General features: G+C 50.6%; 19 protein-coding genes and 3 pseudogenes. 18 read left to right on the top strand and 4 right to left on the bottom strand.

Going from position 1 to position 15896, the window contains the following annotated elements:
* Nucleotides 1-59: 59 nt before the first annotated feature.
* Nucleotides 60-350, top strand: coding sequence for a hypothetical protein (locus XI25_RS14060; RefSeq protein ID WP_046679136.1), 291 nt, complete (start codon nucleotides 60-62; stop codon nucleotides 348-350).
* Between the two features lie 144 nt (nucleotides 351-494).
* Here XI25_RS14060 and XI25_RS14065 read toward each other — a convergent pair.
* Nucleotides 495-888 (bottom strand): annotated as a pseudogene (locus tag XI25_RS14065) (DoxX family protein).
* A 255-nt stretch (nucleotides 889-1143) separates the two neighbouring features.
* On the opposite strand from XI25_RS14065, the gene XI25_RS14070 reads away from it, so the two are divergent.
* From XI25_RS14070 to XI25_RS14095, 6 genes are all read left to right on the top strand, one after another.
* Nucleotides 1144-1317 carry a spore coat protein gene (locus XI25_RS14070; protein WP_442950393.1) on the top strand — a complete coding sequence of 58 codons (174 nt, stop codon included), beginning with the start codon at nucleotides 1144-1146 and terminating at the stop codon, nucleotides 1315-1317.
* A 16-nt stretch (nucleotides 1318-1333) separates the two neighbouring features.
* Nucleotides 1334-1696: a spore coat protein gene (locus XI25_RS14075; protein ID WP_046679138.1), complete on the top strand. Its 363-nt coding sequence runs from the start codon at nucleotides 1334-1336 to the stop codon at nucleotides 1694-1696.
* A gap of 20 nt (nucleotides 1697-1716) precedes the next feature.
* The gene (locus XI25_RS14080; RefSeq protein WP_046679139.1) at nucleotides 1717-2853 is read left to right on the top strand and encodes a zinc-dependent alcohol dehydrogenase; all 1137 of its coding nucleotides are present in this window, start codon (nucleotides 1717-1719) and stop codon (nucleotides 2851-2853) included.
* Nucleotides 2854-2872: 19 nt separating this feature from the next.
* Nucleotides 2873-3088, top strand: coding sequence for a hypothetical protein (locus XI25_RS14085; protein ID WP_046679140.1), 216 nt, complete (start codon nucleotides 2873-2875; stop codon nucleotides 3086-3088).
* Entirely contained in the window at nucleotides 3085-3381 is a 297-nt protein-coding gene (locus XI25_RS14090) for a spore coat protein (RefSeq protein ID WP_046679141.1), read from the top strand. Before XI25_RS14085 ends, XI25_RS14090 begins: the two co-directional genes overlap by 4 nt.
* Before the next feature lie 293 nt (nucleotides 3382-3674).
* Complete coding sequence (locus XI25_RS14095) at nucleotides 3675-4673, top strand: phosphotransferase enzyme family protein (RefSeq protein WP_046679142.1); 999 nt, start codon at nucleotides 3675-3677, stop codon at nucleotides 4671-4673.
* 40 nt (nucleotides 4674-4713) lie between these two features.
* On the opposite strand, the gene XI25_RS33360 is transcribed toward XI25_RS14095, so the two are convergent.
* The 3 genes from XI25_RS33360 to XI25_RS35805 all read right to left on the bottom strand — a co-directional run bounded on the left by XI25_RS33360 (nucleotide 4714) and on the right by XI25_RS35805 (nucleotide 5786).
* Nucleotides 4714-4875 carry a hypothetical protein gene (locus XI25_RS33360; RefSeq protein WP_160308916.1) on the bottom strand — a complete coding sequence of 54 codons (162 nt, stop codon included), beginning with the start codon at nucleotides 4873-4875 and terminating at the stop codon, nucleotides 4714-4716.
* A gap of 253 nt (nucleotides 4876-5128) precedes the next feature.
* Entirely contained in the window at nucleotides 5129-5569 is a 441-nt protein-coding gene (locus XI25_RS14105; protein WP_442950391.1) for a pentapeptide repeat-containing protein, read from the bottom strand.
* 88 nt (nucleotides 5570-5657) lie between these two features.
* Nucleotides 5658-5786 (bottom strand): hypothetical protein, encoded by a 129-nt coding sequence (locus XI25_RS35805; RefSeq protein ID WP_268794512.1) that lies wholly within the window; start codon nucleotides 5784-5786, stop codon nucleotides 5658-5660.
* A 188-nt stretch (nucleotides 5787-5974) separates the two neighbouring features.
* On the opposite strand from XI25_RS35805, the pseudogene XI25_RS14110 reads away from it, so the two are divergent.
* The 11 genes and pseudogenes from XI25_RS14110 (at nucleotide 5975) to rhaA (ending at nucleotide 15858) form a co-directional block, all read left to right on the top strand.
* Nucleotides 5975-6857, top strand: a pseudogene (locus tag XI25_RS14110) (SDR family oxidoreductase).
* 155 nt (nucleotides 6858-7012) lie between these two features.
* Entirely contained in the window at nucleotides 7013-7174 is a 162-nt protein-coding gene (locus XI25_RS33365) for a hypothetical protein (protein WP_160308917.1), read from the top strand.
* A 90-nt stretch (nucleotides 7175-7264) separates the two neighbouring features.
* A complete protein-coding gene (locus XI25_RS14115; RefSeq protein ID WP_046679144.1) occupies nucleotides 7265-7945 on the top strand; it encodes a hypothetical protein in 681 nt (226 codons plus the stop codon).
* An 87-nt stretch (nucleotides 7946-8032) separates the two neighbouring features.
* Nucleotides 8033-8533 (top strand): TlpA disulfide reductase family protein, encoded by a 501-nt coding sequence (locus XI25_RS14120; RefSeq protein WP_160308918.1) that lies wholly within the window; start codon nucleotides 8033-8035, stop codon nucleotides 8531-8533.
* A 110-nt stretch (nucleotides 8534-8643) separates the two neighbouring features.
* Nucleotides 8644-8967, top strand: coding sequence for a hypothetical protein (locus XI25_RS14125; protein WP_046679146.1), 324 nt, complete (start codon nucleotides 8644-8646; stop codon nucleotides 8965-8967).
* Nucleotides 8968-9266: 299 nt separating this feature from the next.
* The gene (locus XI25_RS14130; protein ID WP_046679147.1) at nucleotides 9267-10139 is read left to right on the top strand and encodes a WXG100 family type VII secretion target; all 873 of its coding nucleotides are present in this window, start codon (nucleotides 9267-9269) and stop codon (nucleotides 10137-10139) included.
* 26 nt (nucleotides 10140-10165) lie between these two features.
* Entirely contained in the window at nucleotides 10166-10366 is a 201-nt protein-coding gene (locus XI25_RS14135; protein WP_046679148.1) for a hypothetical protein, read from the top strand.
* Nucleotides 10367-10372: 6 nt separating this feature from the next.
* Nucleotides 10373-10663 (top strand): DUF4176 domain-containing protein, encoded by a 291-nt coding sequence (locus XI25_RS14140; RefSeq protein ID WP_046679149.1) that lies wholly within the window; start codon nucleotides 10373-10375, stop codon nucleotides 10661-10663.
* Between the two features lie 309 nt (nucleotides 10664-10972).
* The gene (locus tag XI25_RS14145; RefSeq protein WP_046679150.1) at nucleotides 10973-12250 is read left to right on the top strand and encodes a class II aldolase/adducin family protein; all 1278 of its coding nucleotides are present in this window, start codon (nucleotides 10973-10975) and stop codon (nucleotides 12248-12250) included.
* Between the two features lie 168 nt (nucleotides 12251-12418).
* Nucleotides 12419-14488, top strand: a complete 2070-nt coding sequence (locus XI25_RS14150; RefSeq protein ID WP_046679151.1) for a bifunctional rhamnulose-1-phosphate aldolase/short-chain dehydrogenase — start codon at nucleotides 12419-12421, stop codon at nucleotides 14486-14488.
* Nucleotides 14489-14596: 108 nt separating this feature from the next.
* Nucleotides 14597-15858, top strand: a pseudogene (gene rhaA, locus XI25_RS14155) (L-rhamnose isomerase).
* Nucleotides 15859-15896 lie beyond the last annotated feature (38 nt).

Genomic DNA, 15896 nt, shown 5'->3' on the forward strand with positions numbered 1-15896 from the left:
AAATGCATTGAAAAAAGGAATGCATCATCAACCAGCAACAGGAGAAGAGGTGTATCGCGATGCAGCTTGAGCAAGACGCAGGTCTCAATGAAGGTTCTGGCGAAGAATTTGTCGCGGATAATTTCGGCCAGGCGGAAACAGGCTTTGACCCCGATGCCCCGGATGCGGAGCATGTAAGCGCCGAACATATACCGCAACAACTCTTGGAACGATCCTATAAAGCACTCTACCGAAATATCAGCCATTGGGTTCGTCAAGCCGAAGAGTTGACGAATGTCCCCCGTACCGAAACTTTCGAGGAGAGTATGGAAAGCAACAATGAGGATACTCCTGCCGGGGTTGAAGAATAAAAGATAAAAGCTGTAACCGGTCGCGCCAGAAAGCGGACGGTACAGCTTTTTTTAACAAGGGGAATGAAGTTCCGCGATTGCGGTAGTTTTCCCCGTATTACACCGGTATTCACACTAAAGATTCAAGTGCGTGTGCTGATGGCCTTATTGTTTTCTGTTTTTTCCAAACAGGGAATCTATGGACCAAACGCCGCTTCCCGTCAAAACCAGGGATACCGCAATCGCGATGAGAGCCAGATCAAGCTCGTATCCGTTCAGAAGGCCGGCGCTGATTTTAGCCGTGAAAATGGCGACCAGCAAGACAAACGCGAGCACCAACGAAACAATCCGCGTTCCGGCACCAAGGATGAGCAGGATCCCGCCGACGGTTTCGATTACCGCTACGACGGCAGCCATATAACCCGGGATGCCTAAGCTTTCAAAAAAAGCCGGAAACATTGCCGATGCCGCTCTGAAATTTGTCAAGGCCATGCGCCAAAAATATAATACCGAGCACAACCCGCAAAATGAGGCTGCTAAATGAAGCATAATTTTTCAAGATCAATCGACTCCTATTATTAATTTTGATAGCTTAAGACTAACTTTTTAATCTTATCACTAACTTTATGTTAGTATGATAGCGACTAAACTTAACTTTGTCAAGCAGCTAACTATAAAATAGTCTGGTGGGATTTTTTTTCAGGCTCTTGGGCCTATAGCATAAGTCCATCTCTTGTGGGGGAAAATACCCGAAATTGACAAATGCCGGGGGTGACTACATTTGGAGCAAGTTCGCTTGGCACTGCATGAATCGATGGAAATCCACGAAATGCTTAATTTCAAAACCGTCTGCCTCGCCAAATCGAAAATGGCCCAGGGCCTCGTGTTCGATCAGGACCTTCGGGCTCTGATGCAAAAGGATGTTGAACAGACCATTCAGGATATTCAGGAGCTCCAACATCTGTACCAGAGAGCTCCCATTCATTAATGGAGGTTGAAAATACATGAACGATGATTATTTGGACCCGATCAACGCCGAAGGCATGCCGGATCAGGCAAATGCCTTCTTGGCCATGGATTTTTTGCTCTCCGTCAAAACCGGGGTACGGAACTGCGCCATCGCATTAACGGAAGCGGCCACCCCCGAGGTCCGCACCGTTTTCCGCAACCAGCTGCGCCATTCCCTGGCGATGCATGAGGAGTTAAGCCGGATGATGATCCAAAAAGGTTGGCTTCACCCGAACGAAACCCGTAAGCAATACGAACTGGATATGCTGTCGGCCAAAACGACAATGCAAATAGCGCAGATGAAGCTGTTTCCGAAGGATACGTCCAGGCTCGGCACGTTTGCGACACCAGATTATTAAACATTGGAGGAGCCTTCATCATGAAAGCCGTTACGTACCAAGGCATTAAAAACGTTCAGGTCAAGGAGGTTCCGGATCCGAAGCTGATTAAAGACGATGATATGATCATCAAGCTGACCGCCACGGCCATTTGCGGCTCGGATCTGCATTTGATTCACGGAATGATCCCGAATTTTCCGCAGGATTACGTGATCGGTCACGAGCCTATCGGGATCGTTGAAGAAGCAGGACCCGGGGTGACGAAGCTGAAGAAGGGCGACCGGGTGATCATTCCTTTCAATATCAGCTGCGGAGAGTGTTTTTTTTGCAAAAACCAACTGGAGAGCCAGTGCGATAACTCGAATCCGAACGGCGATATGGGTGCTTATTTCGGTTACTCCGATACCACGGGCGGGTATCCGGGCGGACAGGCGCAGTACATGAGAGTGCCATACGCGAATTTTACGTCGTTTCGCGTTCCCGAAAGCTGCGAGATCGAAGACGAGAAACTCGTTCTCATAGCGGATGCCATGTCCACGGCTTATTGGAGCGTGGATAACGCTGGGGTTAAAAAGGGAGATACTGTCATTATCCTGGGATGCGGCCCCGTCGGTTTGCTAGCTCAGAAATTCGCATGGCATAAAGGGGCAAAGCGGGTGATAGCCGTGGATTATATCGATTACCGGCTGGAGCATGCCAAGCGTACGAACAAGGTGGAAACCGTTAATTTTGAGAAGTTTGACAACGCCGGGCTTTATTTGAAAGAAATCACGCAGGGCGGGGCGGATGTCGTCATCGACGCGGTTGGAATGGACGGTAAAATGACGCCGCTTGAATTTGTCGCATCCGGTTTGAAGCTGCATGGCGGCGCGCTGGGAGCCCTTGTGATGGCGGCGCAGGCCGTCCGTAAAGGAGGAACCATACAGGTAACGGGCGCTTACGGTATGCGCTACAATGCTTTTCCGCTCGGCGATATTTTTCAGCGCAATGTTAATTTGAGGACGGGTCAGGCACCTGTTATTCATTACATGCCGCATCTTTACGATCTCGTTGCACAGGGCAAAGTCGATCCGGGAGACGTGGTCACCCACGTGCTGCCGCTCGATCAGGCCAAGCGCGGATATGAGATATTTGACGATAAGCTGGACGACTGCATTAAAGTGGTTCTGAAACCATAGTAAAGGAGGAGATTGGTGAATGACATATTCCTACGGGGAGCATGAAACCCTCGAGCTTTTGGAGATGACAACCTTGAAAAGCAACAGCCTCATCAAGGCCAAAGCCATGCAACTGCTGGTTTCGGACGAGGATCTGAAGAGCATTCTTCGACAGGAAGTGGACTTGGGGACACGGCAGCTTCAACAACTGAGCACTTTAATTGAAAAGAAAATCGAAAGCGGGGGAATCCATTGAATACGATTCTCGAGCATTTGCTCGGTTTGCATCATTTGACGGATCAGGCCATTGCGACGGATTTCCTGCTCTCTTCGAAATCGGCCGTCCAGAATCTTGCGGTGGCCATAACCGAGGCGTCTAACCCGGAAATCAGGGCCGTGCTGAACGATCATCTGGAAGAGGCCATAGCCAGCCATGAGCGGATATTCCGTTATATGATGGACAAAGGACACTATCGCCCATACAATATCGATGAGCAGCTTCATGTGGACTTGCGAACCGCCAAGACGGCGCTGGATATACCTTCCTAAATTTCAAACCTCAAGTACAGGCCATCCGTCAAGGATGGTTTTTTCGTGTCCTGGAGATCCCAAGCAATGTATCCGGCCTGAAAAAAATCGAGCCCTCCGAACAAAGCAATCGGCATGAATTGCGAGGATCAGGCCCATAAGCAGCATCGTAATACATATAGTCATGGCGTCAGCTTCCTTCGTGATGATTTGACAGCAGCCCCATTGTTATACAACAATTTAATGGACCGTATGTTTTTAACCAATCAAATTATCGAGTAATGCGGAAGGAAGGGGCGATAACCATAATAACCATGGAAACGGAGCTGGAACTAATCCGGGAACGCTTCCGGCTCCCTGTCTTTACGAAGGCGGATTTGGTACAACACGAAGACGAACAGGATGATGTAAGGTACATATACAAAACGACGGCGGCTGACGGACGCTCTTATGCGGTTAGAATTTTTTCCGATGCCTCTACCCAAGTAAGAGATCTTATCGGTCAGGCGAGGTTGTGCGAGCTTTATGCGGAAGCCGGGTTAAACGTTCCCAGACGGTTGCAGGGCGAGGACTCCTTACCCTATATGACACTGACCCGGAATGGTCAAAAGGCTTTTGCCGTGGTGGAGCATTGGATGCCTGGAGGCGAGCCGGAGCTGCTCGACATCAACCTGATCGGTCAAGCGGGAGAGTGGCTTGGCCAAATGCATCGCGTCTGTGAAGACGAAGAAATCCCGTTTTCCTCCGAAAGTCCGTGGGGCATGTTCGGCATGGAGGATGAATTGGACCAAGACGCCCAAAGCCTGAAAACGGCTCTGCAGGAGAGCTCTGCCGATCAGACGTTGTATGAAGAACTTTTCGCGTTGTATGCTCGAAAGCGGACCAAACTGAAGGAACGTTGGCTCCAACTTCCACGAGGAGCGGTTCAGGGGGATTTTTCGTTAAATAATTTGCTCGTTAACGATGAGGGCCGTCTATGCAGCATCATTGATTTTCACCTTGCCGGTACCGATGCCTTCGTGGGACATTTTGCGGGCGAAGGCGCTTTTTTATCCTACGCCGCGGATCGGATGGACGACGATTCCGAGGAGACGGGAGACAAGTATTTTAATGCTTTTTTCGAAGGGTACTCGAAAAATCGACGGTTTACCCCGCAAGAGTTGGACATTCTTAACGACTTGGTCGGCCTTCGAAGAGCGTTTGCTTGTTATCAAGTGGATAATGTTTTGGGGACTCTTACGACCGGCGACCTGCGGCAGGTTCATCTTGAGCTGGAAAAAATGCTGCATTATTTGAAACGAAAGCATATTTAAAAACAATGTCCTGGCAATTCATTCTTGGAACGGAAGGGAACTAGTTCGGATGAATGTGCAAACGGCAATAGCGGAAGCGGGCATGCTGCTCGAATTCAAAGCGGAGGATGCCGTGTGCCTTGGCGGCTACCATAATAATGTATACGAGGTCATCACAGATCGACCTTTGGTAGTGCTCGACTTCTTCCTGAATTTCCGTCATTTGTATTCTTACGCCTACCACCGGATATTCTCGCCGCAAGACCAGCTAACGCCAAAACAACAAGAATATTTGGAAAAAATGAGATTATCGTTATTAACAGACCCGTCTTTTTTTGGGTTGCAGCTTACACCAGTCATAGTTTAAAAGCGGATTATTCATATAGGACTGCCAGCGCGCTTTTCGCGCTTGGCAGTTTTTTTTGCGCGGAATTTTCGTCTTGAAATCGGGTCTCTTGCGAATGGTCAAGCGGGATTTACTCTTTCACGACCAAACCGAAAATTTTGGTGAACACGATGGATTGAGCCGGAGATATGATGCAGCCCTGCAAATCTTCCAGGGTGACGCCCAAGTTGTGAAATTCGGCTGTGCTCAGATCGATGCCGGCCAGACTCGTGCCGGAAAATTGGGCCTGATCGATAACGGCCTCGTCAAATTCCACTTTGGACAGCTCCGTATGGTAAAAATCGGATTTGATCAGGGATGAGGATCGGAAAGCGGTCTGCTTCATGCTGGCGAACCGGAACGTGGCGTAATCGCCCGAACAACCGGTAAATACAGTGTTGCGAATCGTTGCGGCTGTTAGAACTATACCCAAAATTTTACAGTTATCGAACTGGACGCGGTGAATGATGGCTTCGGCAAAATCCGCATTGGATAAATCACAATGGCTAAACACGACATCGGTCAATTCCACATGCGGCAGCGAAACGTTCTCGAACGTAACATGATCGAACAGAACCTGTTCAATCGCCGCTTTGCTGGCAATTACGTCAGCGATGTTTTCATCCTGAATTGCTTAACAGGACGTCGTCCATCAACGGGTTATCTTGGGCTGAGACGCTGTCCAGCTGCCTTGGCAGCTTGGGGGCGATGATTTTAACTTGCGATGAGGCACGGGATGAATGTGGCATGGGTACCCTCCGGCAAACATATTCTTTTTCCATTCTACCATATGAAAAACGTCTATCGGTGCAATGAAAAGAAGATAGGCGTTATATCTTCATATTTTGGAAATAAGACAAAAGATGTCATATATCTTTTGCTACGATGGAGTCGCACTGCAGAAAGTAAAATTGGGGATGAGAAGGAGTCGATAGATATGAAGCCTTTATCAGGAAAAGTAGCGGTTGTAGCCGGAGCGACAAGAGGGGCTGGCCGGGGGATTGCCGTCATGCTGGGGTGCCGCGGGAGCGACCGTATACTGTACCAGGCGCAGCGTAAGGGGAAACCCTTCGGATTTGCAAAGACCGGAAACCATTGAAGAAACGGCGGAAATGGTAACACAGGGCGGGGGTGTCGGGATCCCGGTACGGGTCGACCATCTGAGGGAGACCGAGGTCGAAGCCCTCTTCAAGCGCGTAAGCGAAGAGCAGGACGGTCGGCTGGATATATTGGTGAATGATATTTGGGGCGGGGAACAGTATGTGCAATGGGGGGTTCCTTTCTGGGAGCATTCGCTAGCGGACGGATTATTACTTCAGGAACGTTCGGTCCGTGCCCATTTGATCACAAGTTATTACGGCGTTCCGCTCATGGTAAAACACCGCAAAGGCCTGGTGGTAGAGGTTACGGACGGGGTGGGTTACGGCTATCGGGGCCATCTTTTTTACAGCCTGGCCAAAATCTCGCCGGTTCACCTTGCAGCCGCCATGGCCGAAGAACTGCGGCCGCATCAGGTTACAGCCGTTGCCGTAACCCCCGGTTTTTTACGTTCCGAGCAGATGCTTGAGCATTTTGGCGTAACGGAGGATCATTGGCGGGATGCCATCGCGAAGGATCCGAATTACAGCGAGTCCGAAACGCCTTACTTTGTCGGTCGGGCAATAGCGGCGCTGGCGGGCGACCCGGAGGTCCATGCGAAGACGGGAAGCTCTCCGAGCAGCTGGGGATTGTCCGACGAATACGGCTTTAGCGACGTTGACGGAAGAAGGCCGCATTGGGGGAACTACGCCCAAAAGCACGGGATCGGAGCGAACACATAGCTGTCAAGCACTTGAGATTGGCTGGCAGATGCTTCATAGCTGCTTGCATCCTATCAAAGACCGCGGACTTTCGCGGCCTTTTCATATATTTACATGAAACATTCCTATAGGGGGACCGTAATAGGTGTTGAAGTACATACGCTCAGGAAGAATGAATGATGTCCAATGAATTTTATGTTGGTTGGGGGACGCTGGCGTTGATAAAAGCAGGTTTGGCACAAGGGAAAAACAGAAGCGGTCTGAACTGGTTTTTACTAGTTTTGCTGCTTGGTCCGTTGGCAACGTTCTTCCTTGTCATTTCGGATAAACAAAGTTAATTCAAGTTGACACGAAGGAGAAAAAAAATTATCATTCGGTTATACCCCTAAGGGTAATTCGGGCGGTGAGGAAGAAAAGGAGGATCGCTATTGAACACGATTGCTCTTGGTTCGTTGATGATCCGTGCGGATATTCTTATATTTTTAATTTCCGCCGCGGCGGGTTTTTTCATGTTGAAGTGGAGACTCCGCCGCCGCGAAGAATCTGCCTGGGTTTTGGATATGTATGTAAATGTACTTCTTATCGGTTTTCTTGCATGGAAGTTCAGCATGATCGTCTTCGATCCTGTCCGCACGTTCCGGTATCCGATGTCGCTTCTTTATTTTACGGGCGGGGGCAAAGGCGTGCTTCTGGGAACGGCTTTAGCTCTTGCATATATCGGCTTCCGGTTAAACAGGAAGAAGGAATGGACCGGGCCGCTGGTTCGGGCAGCGGCCCTGGCTTATGTTGCAGGTGGATTTACCAAGCATGCATTGATCTTGTTATGGAGCGGTTCGTTTGATTGGATTGAGGCGTTGAATGTTGTGCTATACGGCTTTTTTACGGCCCGGCTGTGGCTGACATATAACGATTCCTTCCGTTCGCTGCTATCGCAGGCTTTGTGGTTCAGTATAGCTTCCGTGATGATCCCTTTCTTTAAGGAAGACCGCTATGCGGTATTTGCAGGCTTCACATCCGCTCAAATAGCGTTTAGCGTCATTGCAATCATCCTGCTGCTCGTGGAGACGGCATGGATGAAGAAAAACGATAGCTTCAAAGGGCATCTATAAGATCAAGAGAGGGGGATGATGGTGAGGAAAAATGCTGTAGCGTTTATTCTCCTTGCAGGGTTGATAACCTGGGGAGTGTATGATTATATGTCAAAGCAGGCAGCGGAGGGGGATGACGCTTTCCGGACGGATCAGGCGGCGGATAGCGCGATTCCCGAAGGGCTTAAAGTTGGCCAACGTGCCCCTGACTTTACGCTGATGACGGCAGACGGAACTTCTGTCAGGCTATCGGATTACCGGGGGTCTACGGTTCTGCTGAATTTTTGGGCATCTTGGTGTCCTCCTTGCCAGGTAGAAATGCCCTATATGCAGGATTTTTACGAGGAATACCGGCAAAAGGATGTAGTCGTTCTGGCCGTCAATATGTCGCATCTGGAGAAAAATCCGGGGGATGCAGCTGCCTTTTTGGATGAAGTCGGCGCCAGTTTCCCGACCGTATATGATCATCAAGGAGAGGTCACGGATCGCTATCGGATCGTAGCCTACCCTACGACCTATGTTCTGAATGCATCAGGCGTCATAACCGGCCGCTATCAGGGAGCCATAGATCACGATTTAATGGTTAAAGCCTACGAGAGAGCCCGTTAAGGTCAATAATGGAAACATATTAAATCCATGCGGATTAGACGTTTATATATGACCTCCATTTAGCCGGAAGAATACAATGAATCAATTCAACGGGTGAGGAGGATCAAAGGGTGCAAATCATTAATCCTGTTAATGCGGGTTCCTGCCGTCCATATATCGGCCGTCATGTTTGCGCGGTTTTGCATGATGGAACGGAGGTCGTCGGAGTTTTGAAAGACGTCAACGATAGAGGAATTATGTTCGAGCCGGTCGGCCCCCAAGCTGCCGTGCTGTCTCACAATCCGGTCAAATCCAAGAAAAAGGGAGCTGCCAAGAAGAAAGCGGAAACTTCGGCTTTTTATCCCGGCTACTATGGATTCGGATATCCATTTAGACGCATTTTGGCCTTTGAAACAATCGCGCTGTTGTTTTTGCTGCCATTCTTTTTTATATAATAACTTAAGACAGCTCTTTCGGGAGCTGTCTTTTGCGTTTCTCACGTCCATTTCGTAGGGGGCGTGCCCCCGACTTTTTGAACACAGGTTAAAACGGACTAGTCGAAGAATCATAATGGATAGCCCTTAGTGCGGATGGAAATGGACCAAAAGTTTCATTGTTTTAGAGTCCATTCAAATTTAAAATAGAAAAATGTGGTTATGGTTTTTGGGAAAGAGGGTAATAGGTTTTGGGGATTGCGGTCCCGGAAAACAGGACTCATCCCTTTGGAAATCGTCAGAGAAGGAGCGTTTGGTCTATGTCCAATCGTATTTTGGTAACTCCGGAGCAGCTTGAACAGATCTCGGCACAATTTTCGCAGTCCGGTCAGCAGGGCGGCGACATTGTACAGCGGCTTCAAGGAAGCATCATGCAAATGGAGGGACAGTGGGAAGGCATCACCCGCGAAAGGTTTTACGGAGAATACCAACAGGCTCGTATCACCATGAATAAATTCGTAGAATGCTTACATAACGTCTCGACTGAGCTTAAGCAAATTGCCGTGAAATTCCGTTCCACAGACGGATCTAGCTCAGGCACGGGAATCGGCGGCGTTCCAATGGCCGGCGCTGCGGGCGGCGTCGGCGTGATGGCAGGCGTCGGTGGCGCCGGATTGATGACTGCCGGAGCCGTTGCAGGAATTGCGGGTTCAGGCGGAGCTGGAGCTGGCTCTGCGGGCAATGGAAAAGGCTTGATGGATAAAATGATTGACGGCGTCAAAGCCGAGGGCAGCGTGATCGAAGAAAAAGAGGGCGGCTGGTGCGGAAAAGCCATAACCGGAAGTGCCAAGGCCAACATCGTTGAAGGTGTTTCTGCCGAGGGCGCCGTTGTCGAAGCGGGCTATGAAAATGATCATGTTAAAGGGTCCGTAAGTTTGGCGAAGGCTGAAGTAGAAGCTTCCGTTAAGGATGGAACCTTGAGCGTGGGTGCCGAAGCGACCTTAAACAAATATGAAGGGGGAGTCAAAATTCCTCTTCCATTTACGGACAAAGAGTTGAATATTGGCGGATCGGCATCCCTCGGAGTCGTTGGAGCGTCAGCGGAGGTCGGCAAAAAAGGATTGAAGTTCCATATTCCTCTCGGTCCCGGTGCAAGCCTGGTCGGCGTCGGCGGAAACATAACGGTCGAATAATTTTTTTAGAGAGGGGCATGCGGGATATGCGAGATAAACGCATCCGGTTTAAACAGATCATGATCGCCATTGCCGTAATCGGCGTCCTGGGAACGGTCATCCCCAATCTCCTGGATGCAAGCATTCCGGCTGCGGAAAAGGCTGTCATTTGTATAGCATTCCTCGTTTGTATACCTCTTGTAGTTACAGCCGTATATTTTGTCGGAAAGAAAATAATGAAGGGTTGATAATGGATGGTAGAGATTCAGGAAGAGCTTTTGCCGATCGGCTCGGTTGTGAAATTTAAAGATTGGGACCAGACGCTGATGATTTACGGCAGGATGCAGAACGATTCCAAAACGCTGAAGCGCTGGGACTATGTGGCGTGTTTCTATCCGCACGGCAATCTGACCAAGGATTCCAACATTTTTTTCAATCATAAAGACATTTCTGAAGTCGTTTTTAAGGGATATGTCAACGATGAGGAAATTGCTTTTCGGGATGCTTTGGTTGAAGGGATCGCTAAAGTGGATCAGGCCAATTAACATTATATGTACAAGCCAAGGCCTTCGGGGAATTCCGAAGGTCTTCTTCCTTTCGTCAAACTTTATTCTTCTTGATATCGGAATGAAAAGCCTTATTTGGATCGTTTATTTTTGAAAATAGGGAGTCTCCAGCCGAAATGATGTGATTAAATTCACGAAACATACCGTTCCGTCATTTGACCTTGTTTGATTTTACAGTGCAATAAATCATTGCTTAAGCATTTTTTATAAAGTAAACTTAAAAACAGATAAACAAAGGAAAACAAAAATAAATGTTTGGAAAACCACGGATTAATGGAGGCGCTCATCATGCAAACGGAACTGCTGCATCCTGCGGATCAATTATTAATGATGATGGAACGGATTTACGGCTATGGCATGACAACCACGTCGGGAGGCAATCTGTCCATTCTCGATGAAAACGGAGATATCTGGATTACGCCGGCCGGTGTGGACAAAGGAGCTTTAACGCGAAGCGATATGGTATGCGTAAAAGAAGACGGAACGGTAATCGGGCACCATAAGCCGTCCAGCGAATACCCGTTCCATCGCCTCATTTACCGTTCGCGGCCCGATCTGAAGGCAGTGGTTCATGCGCACCCCCCTGCGCTAGTATCCTTCAGCATCGTCCGGCGCATCCCGAACACCAAGCTGCTCCCGAACGAAGAGCTTATTGTCGGCGAAGTGGGAATGGCGGAGTATGCTCTGCCTGGCAGCGAGTCGCTGGGCGAGAATATCGCGAAGGTTTTTGCCCGCGGAATCAACTGCGTCATGCTGGAGAATCATGGGGTGGTTGTCGGAGGCGGCCATTTGTTCGAGGCCTTCCGGGCGTTTGAGACGCTTGAATACTGCGCCAGGCTTGAAATCAACGCCCATCGGATCGGGAAACCGGTGTCGCTGCTTGAAGTAAACCGAAACAAGCCGCAACCGCAGCTCGAGGAATTTACGCCGGTTCGTTATTCCACGGAGGAGCGGGAAGTGCGAGGCGAAATGTGCCGCCTTATTTCAAGAGCGTATGATCAGAGCCTGTTTACCAGTACGCAGGGTACGTTTTCCCAAAGGCTGTCCGACGGTTCGTTCGTGATTACGCCTTATGGCGATGACCGCAAATACTTGCAGCCCGGCGATTTGGTACGCATCAAGGACGGAAAACAGGAAGCGGGCAAGCTCCCGAGCCGTTCGGTCCGGTTCCACGAGCTGATTTACAAGACCCAGCCGCATGTAAAGTCGATCATTATCGCCCACCCGCCCCATATCATGGCGTTTGCCGTCACGGATACGCCGTTTGATTCGCGGACGATTCCGGAAAGCTATATTCTGCTTCGCGATATGCCGAAGCTCCCGTTCGGCATGGTCGTGCAGCAGGCCGATGAGGCGGCCGGACGCTTCAAAAAGGACACGCCGCTAGCGATTGCCGCCAATGATTGCGTGGTGGTTACCGGCTCCTCCCTGTTAAATGCCTTCGATCGGCTCGAGGTTGCGGAATACAGCGCCAAAGCGTTTATCGATACGTTTGTGCTCGGTCCGGTCCGGCATATCGCCCCGGAAAGAATCGAGGAGCTCAAAGCCGCTTTCCGTTTGGATTAATCAACCGGTCTATTTAACCCAACTAAATGCCCGTTTATTTTTGAAAAACAACTATTCAAAAATAAACGGGCATGTTATTATGGGTTCAAACCAAAACGACTGAAACAAACGATTATAGCTTGTTCAAATTGGTCGAATGAATGGGATATCCGGAGGGGAGAGCACTTCATGGTTCAAAGTTTATGGGACAAATCGAAAGCAGGTCAGGCGAAACACACGTTAGACGAATTGGTGTACCGGTCCAACATCATCGGCGCAGACCGCCGGGTGTGCAACTGGGGCGGCGGAAATACGTCCAGCAAAACGACCGTGAAGGATTTTCGGGGCCGTGACGTGGAGGTCATGTACGTCAAAGGAAGCGGCTCGGATCTGGCAAGCATGAAGGCGGCCAATTTTACCGGACTGCGCATGGACGATATCAGACCGCTGTTTGAACGTGAGCACATGCCCGATGAGGAAATGGTCGCATACCTTGCGCATTGCATGATCGACGCAAAGCATCCGAGAGCGTCGATCGAAACGCTTCTTCATGCATTCCTTCCGTTTAAACACGTGGATCATACGCATCCCGATTCCATCATAAGCCTATGCTGTGCGGATAACGGCAAGGAATTGGCCAAAGAAATTTTCGGCGACCGCTTTGTATGGGTTCCATACGTAAGACCCGGTTTCTCGTTGTCCAAGATGATTGCGGAGGGAGTGCTCGCTAACCCGCACGCCGAGCTGGTCCTGATGGAAAAGCACGGTCTTGTTACTTGGGGAGACACCTCCGAGGCGTGTTACGCCCAGACGATCAAAATCATCAGCGAAGCAGAAGCCTTCATCGAGGCGAGAGTCAAGGATGAATTTTTGTTCGGGGGAGAGAAGTTTAAGCCGCTTCCAACCGAGGACCGGCGCCGCATGGCTGCCGACGTCATGCCGGTCATTCGCGGGGCCGTCAGCGATGCGAAGAAAATGATTTTGTCGTTCGACGATGAGGAGGATGTGCTTTCCTTTGTCTGCGGCAAGAACTCATATGAGCTGTCCCAAGTAGGCGCCGCTTGCCCTGACCATCTCGTGCACACGAAGATGGTTCCGCTCTTTATCGACTGGGCGCCCGACAAGGACGATGTCGAAGGCCTTAAAGCCAAGCTCGAAGAGGGCATAGCCGCTTACAAGGAGCAATATAAAGCCTATTTTGAACGGAACCGCAGCGAAGGCGACGTCATGTTTGAAGCCGCGCCGCGCGTGATTCTGATTCCCGGCATCGGGATGATCAACTCCGGCAAAAGCTGGGCGATGTCCAAAGTCAGCGGAGCCCTGTACCACCGGGCGATCGCGGTCATGCGGGGAGCGACGGCCCTTGGTCGCTTTGTATCCCTTAGCGAGAACGAATCCTACAATGTGGAGTACTGGCCGCTTGAGCTTTACAAGCTATCCCTGGCTCCGGCGGAAGCCGAGTTTTCCCGCAAGGTGGCCTTTATTACGGGCGGAGCCGGCGGAATCGGCAGCGAAACCGCGCGCCGTTTCGTCGAAGAGGGGGCTCACGTGGTGCTCGCGGACCTTAATCTTGAAGGAGCCCAAAAGGTAGCCGCCGAAATCAACGGGAAATTCGGAGAGAACAGAGCCATCGCCGTCAAGATGGATGTCACCGATGAGGATGCCGTCCGCAGCGCCTATGCCGAAACGGCTTTGACCTATGGAGGCGTGGATATTATCGTAAACAACGCCGGTCTGGCCACCTCCAGTCCTTTTGAGGAAACCTCGCTCAAGGAATGGAACCTCAACATGAACGTGCTCGGAACGGGGTATTTCCTGGTTGCCCGCGAAGCGTTCAAGATGATGAAAGAGCAAAGCATCGGGGGAAGCATGGTGTTCGTCGGTTCCAAAAACTCCGTGTATGCCGGGAAGAACGCGAGTGCTTACAGCTCCGTCAAGGCATTGGAAGCCCATTTGGCACGCTGCATCGCTGCCGAAGGAGGGCAGTACGGCATCCGCGTGAACACGGTTCTGCCGGACGCGATTTTGCAGGGCTCGGCCATCTGGAATTCCGGTTGGCGGAATGAGCGTGCGGCGGCTTACGGCATTCAGCCGGATGAACTCGAAGAATACTACCGCAAGCGGACCACCCTGCTCGTCAACATTTATCCAAGGGATATCGCCGAAGGCATTGCTTTCTTCGCCTCGTCCAAAGCGGAAAAAACAACCGGATGCATGCTCACGATCGATGGCGGGGTGCCGGCTGCTTTTACGAGATAGGCCCCTGTCCTTAAGGGACAAATCGCGATTGATAATCATAATGGAGAGACGCTTGGAACAGGCTAACGCGGGTTTTATAGCGTCTCTTTCTAAGGAGGAAGGACTGGCATGCGGCAGGATATCATTCATGCCTACGAAGAGGCCAAAAAACTTTATGAACGTCACGGAATCGACGTGGATCAGGCGCTGGAGATGCTTGGACAGGTCAAAATTTCGATGCATGCTGGCAGGGCGACGATGTAAAGGGATTTTTGTCCAAGGATCAGGAGTTAAGCGGAGGCATATCCGTGACCGGTCAGTATCCGGGCGCGGCGCGGACCGCGGAGCAGCTTCGTCAAGATCTGGAAAAGGCGTTCTCTTTCATCCCGGGACGACACAAAGTAAATCTTCACGCCATCTATGCGGATACGGATGAAGAGGTGGAGCTGGACCGGCTTGAGCCAAAGCATTTCCGGACCTGGGTCGATTGGGCCAAACAGCAGGGTCTAGGCCTGGATTTCAATCCAACGTGTTTTTCCCATGAGAAGTCCAAAGACGGCTTTACGCTAAGCCATCACGATCCCGATATCCGCCGTTTCTGGATCGACCATTGCAAGGCATCGCGTAAGATCGGAGCGTATTTTGGCGAGCAGCTTGGTCAAACATGCGTGACGAACATATGGATTCCGGACGGTTATAAGGATCTGCCGGTGGATCGCCTTGCTCCCAGACGGCGGTTGAAGGACGCGCTCGACGAAATTTTCGCGGAGGAGCTTAATCCGGCTCATAACCTGGATGCCGTGGAAAGCAAGCTGTTCGGGTTGGGTTCCGAGGCTTACGTGGTCGGTTCGCATGAGTTTTACATGGGATACGGGATTCAAAACAACAAGCTGATCTGCCTGGATGCCGGACATTTCCATCCTACGGAAAGCATTGCCGGGAAGCTGTCCTCCCTGGCGCTCTTCACGGACGGCATCCTGCTGCATGTCAGCCGACCGATGCGCTGGGACAGCGACCATGTCGTCATTATGGACGATGAGCTGCTGGATATCGGCAGAGAGCTGGTTCGCCACGATCTTTTGGATACCACGCATATCGGCTTGGACTTTTTTGATGCCAGCATCAATCGCGTAGCGGCATGGGTGATTGGCACAAGAAATACCATCAAAGCGCTTCTGCGGGCGATGCTTGAGCCTGTCGATGCCTTGAAGGCCGCGGAACAAGAAGGCGATTTCACGACCCGTCTGGCCTTGCTGGAGGAATTTAAAACGTATCCGTTCGGCGCGGTCTGGGATTATTATTGCGAAAAAAATGACGTGCCTGTCCGCGAGGAATGGCTCGCCCAAGTCAAAGCTTATGAGAAGGATGTCTTGCTTAAACGCGAAGTGTAGCGATGCAGCTGCCGCTGTGCCGGCTAGCATTAAGGAAT

It is taken from the genome of Paenibacillus sp. DMB20, assembly GCF_000987955.1.
Classification (GTDB): Bacteria; Bacillota; Bacilli; order Paenibacillales; family Paenibacillaceae; genus Paenibacillus_AQ.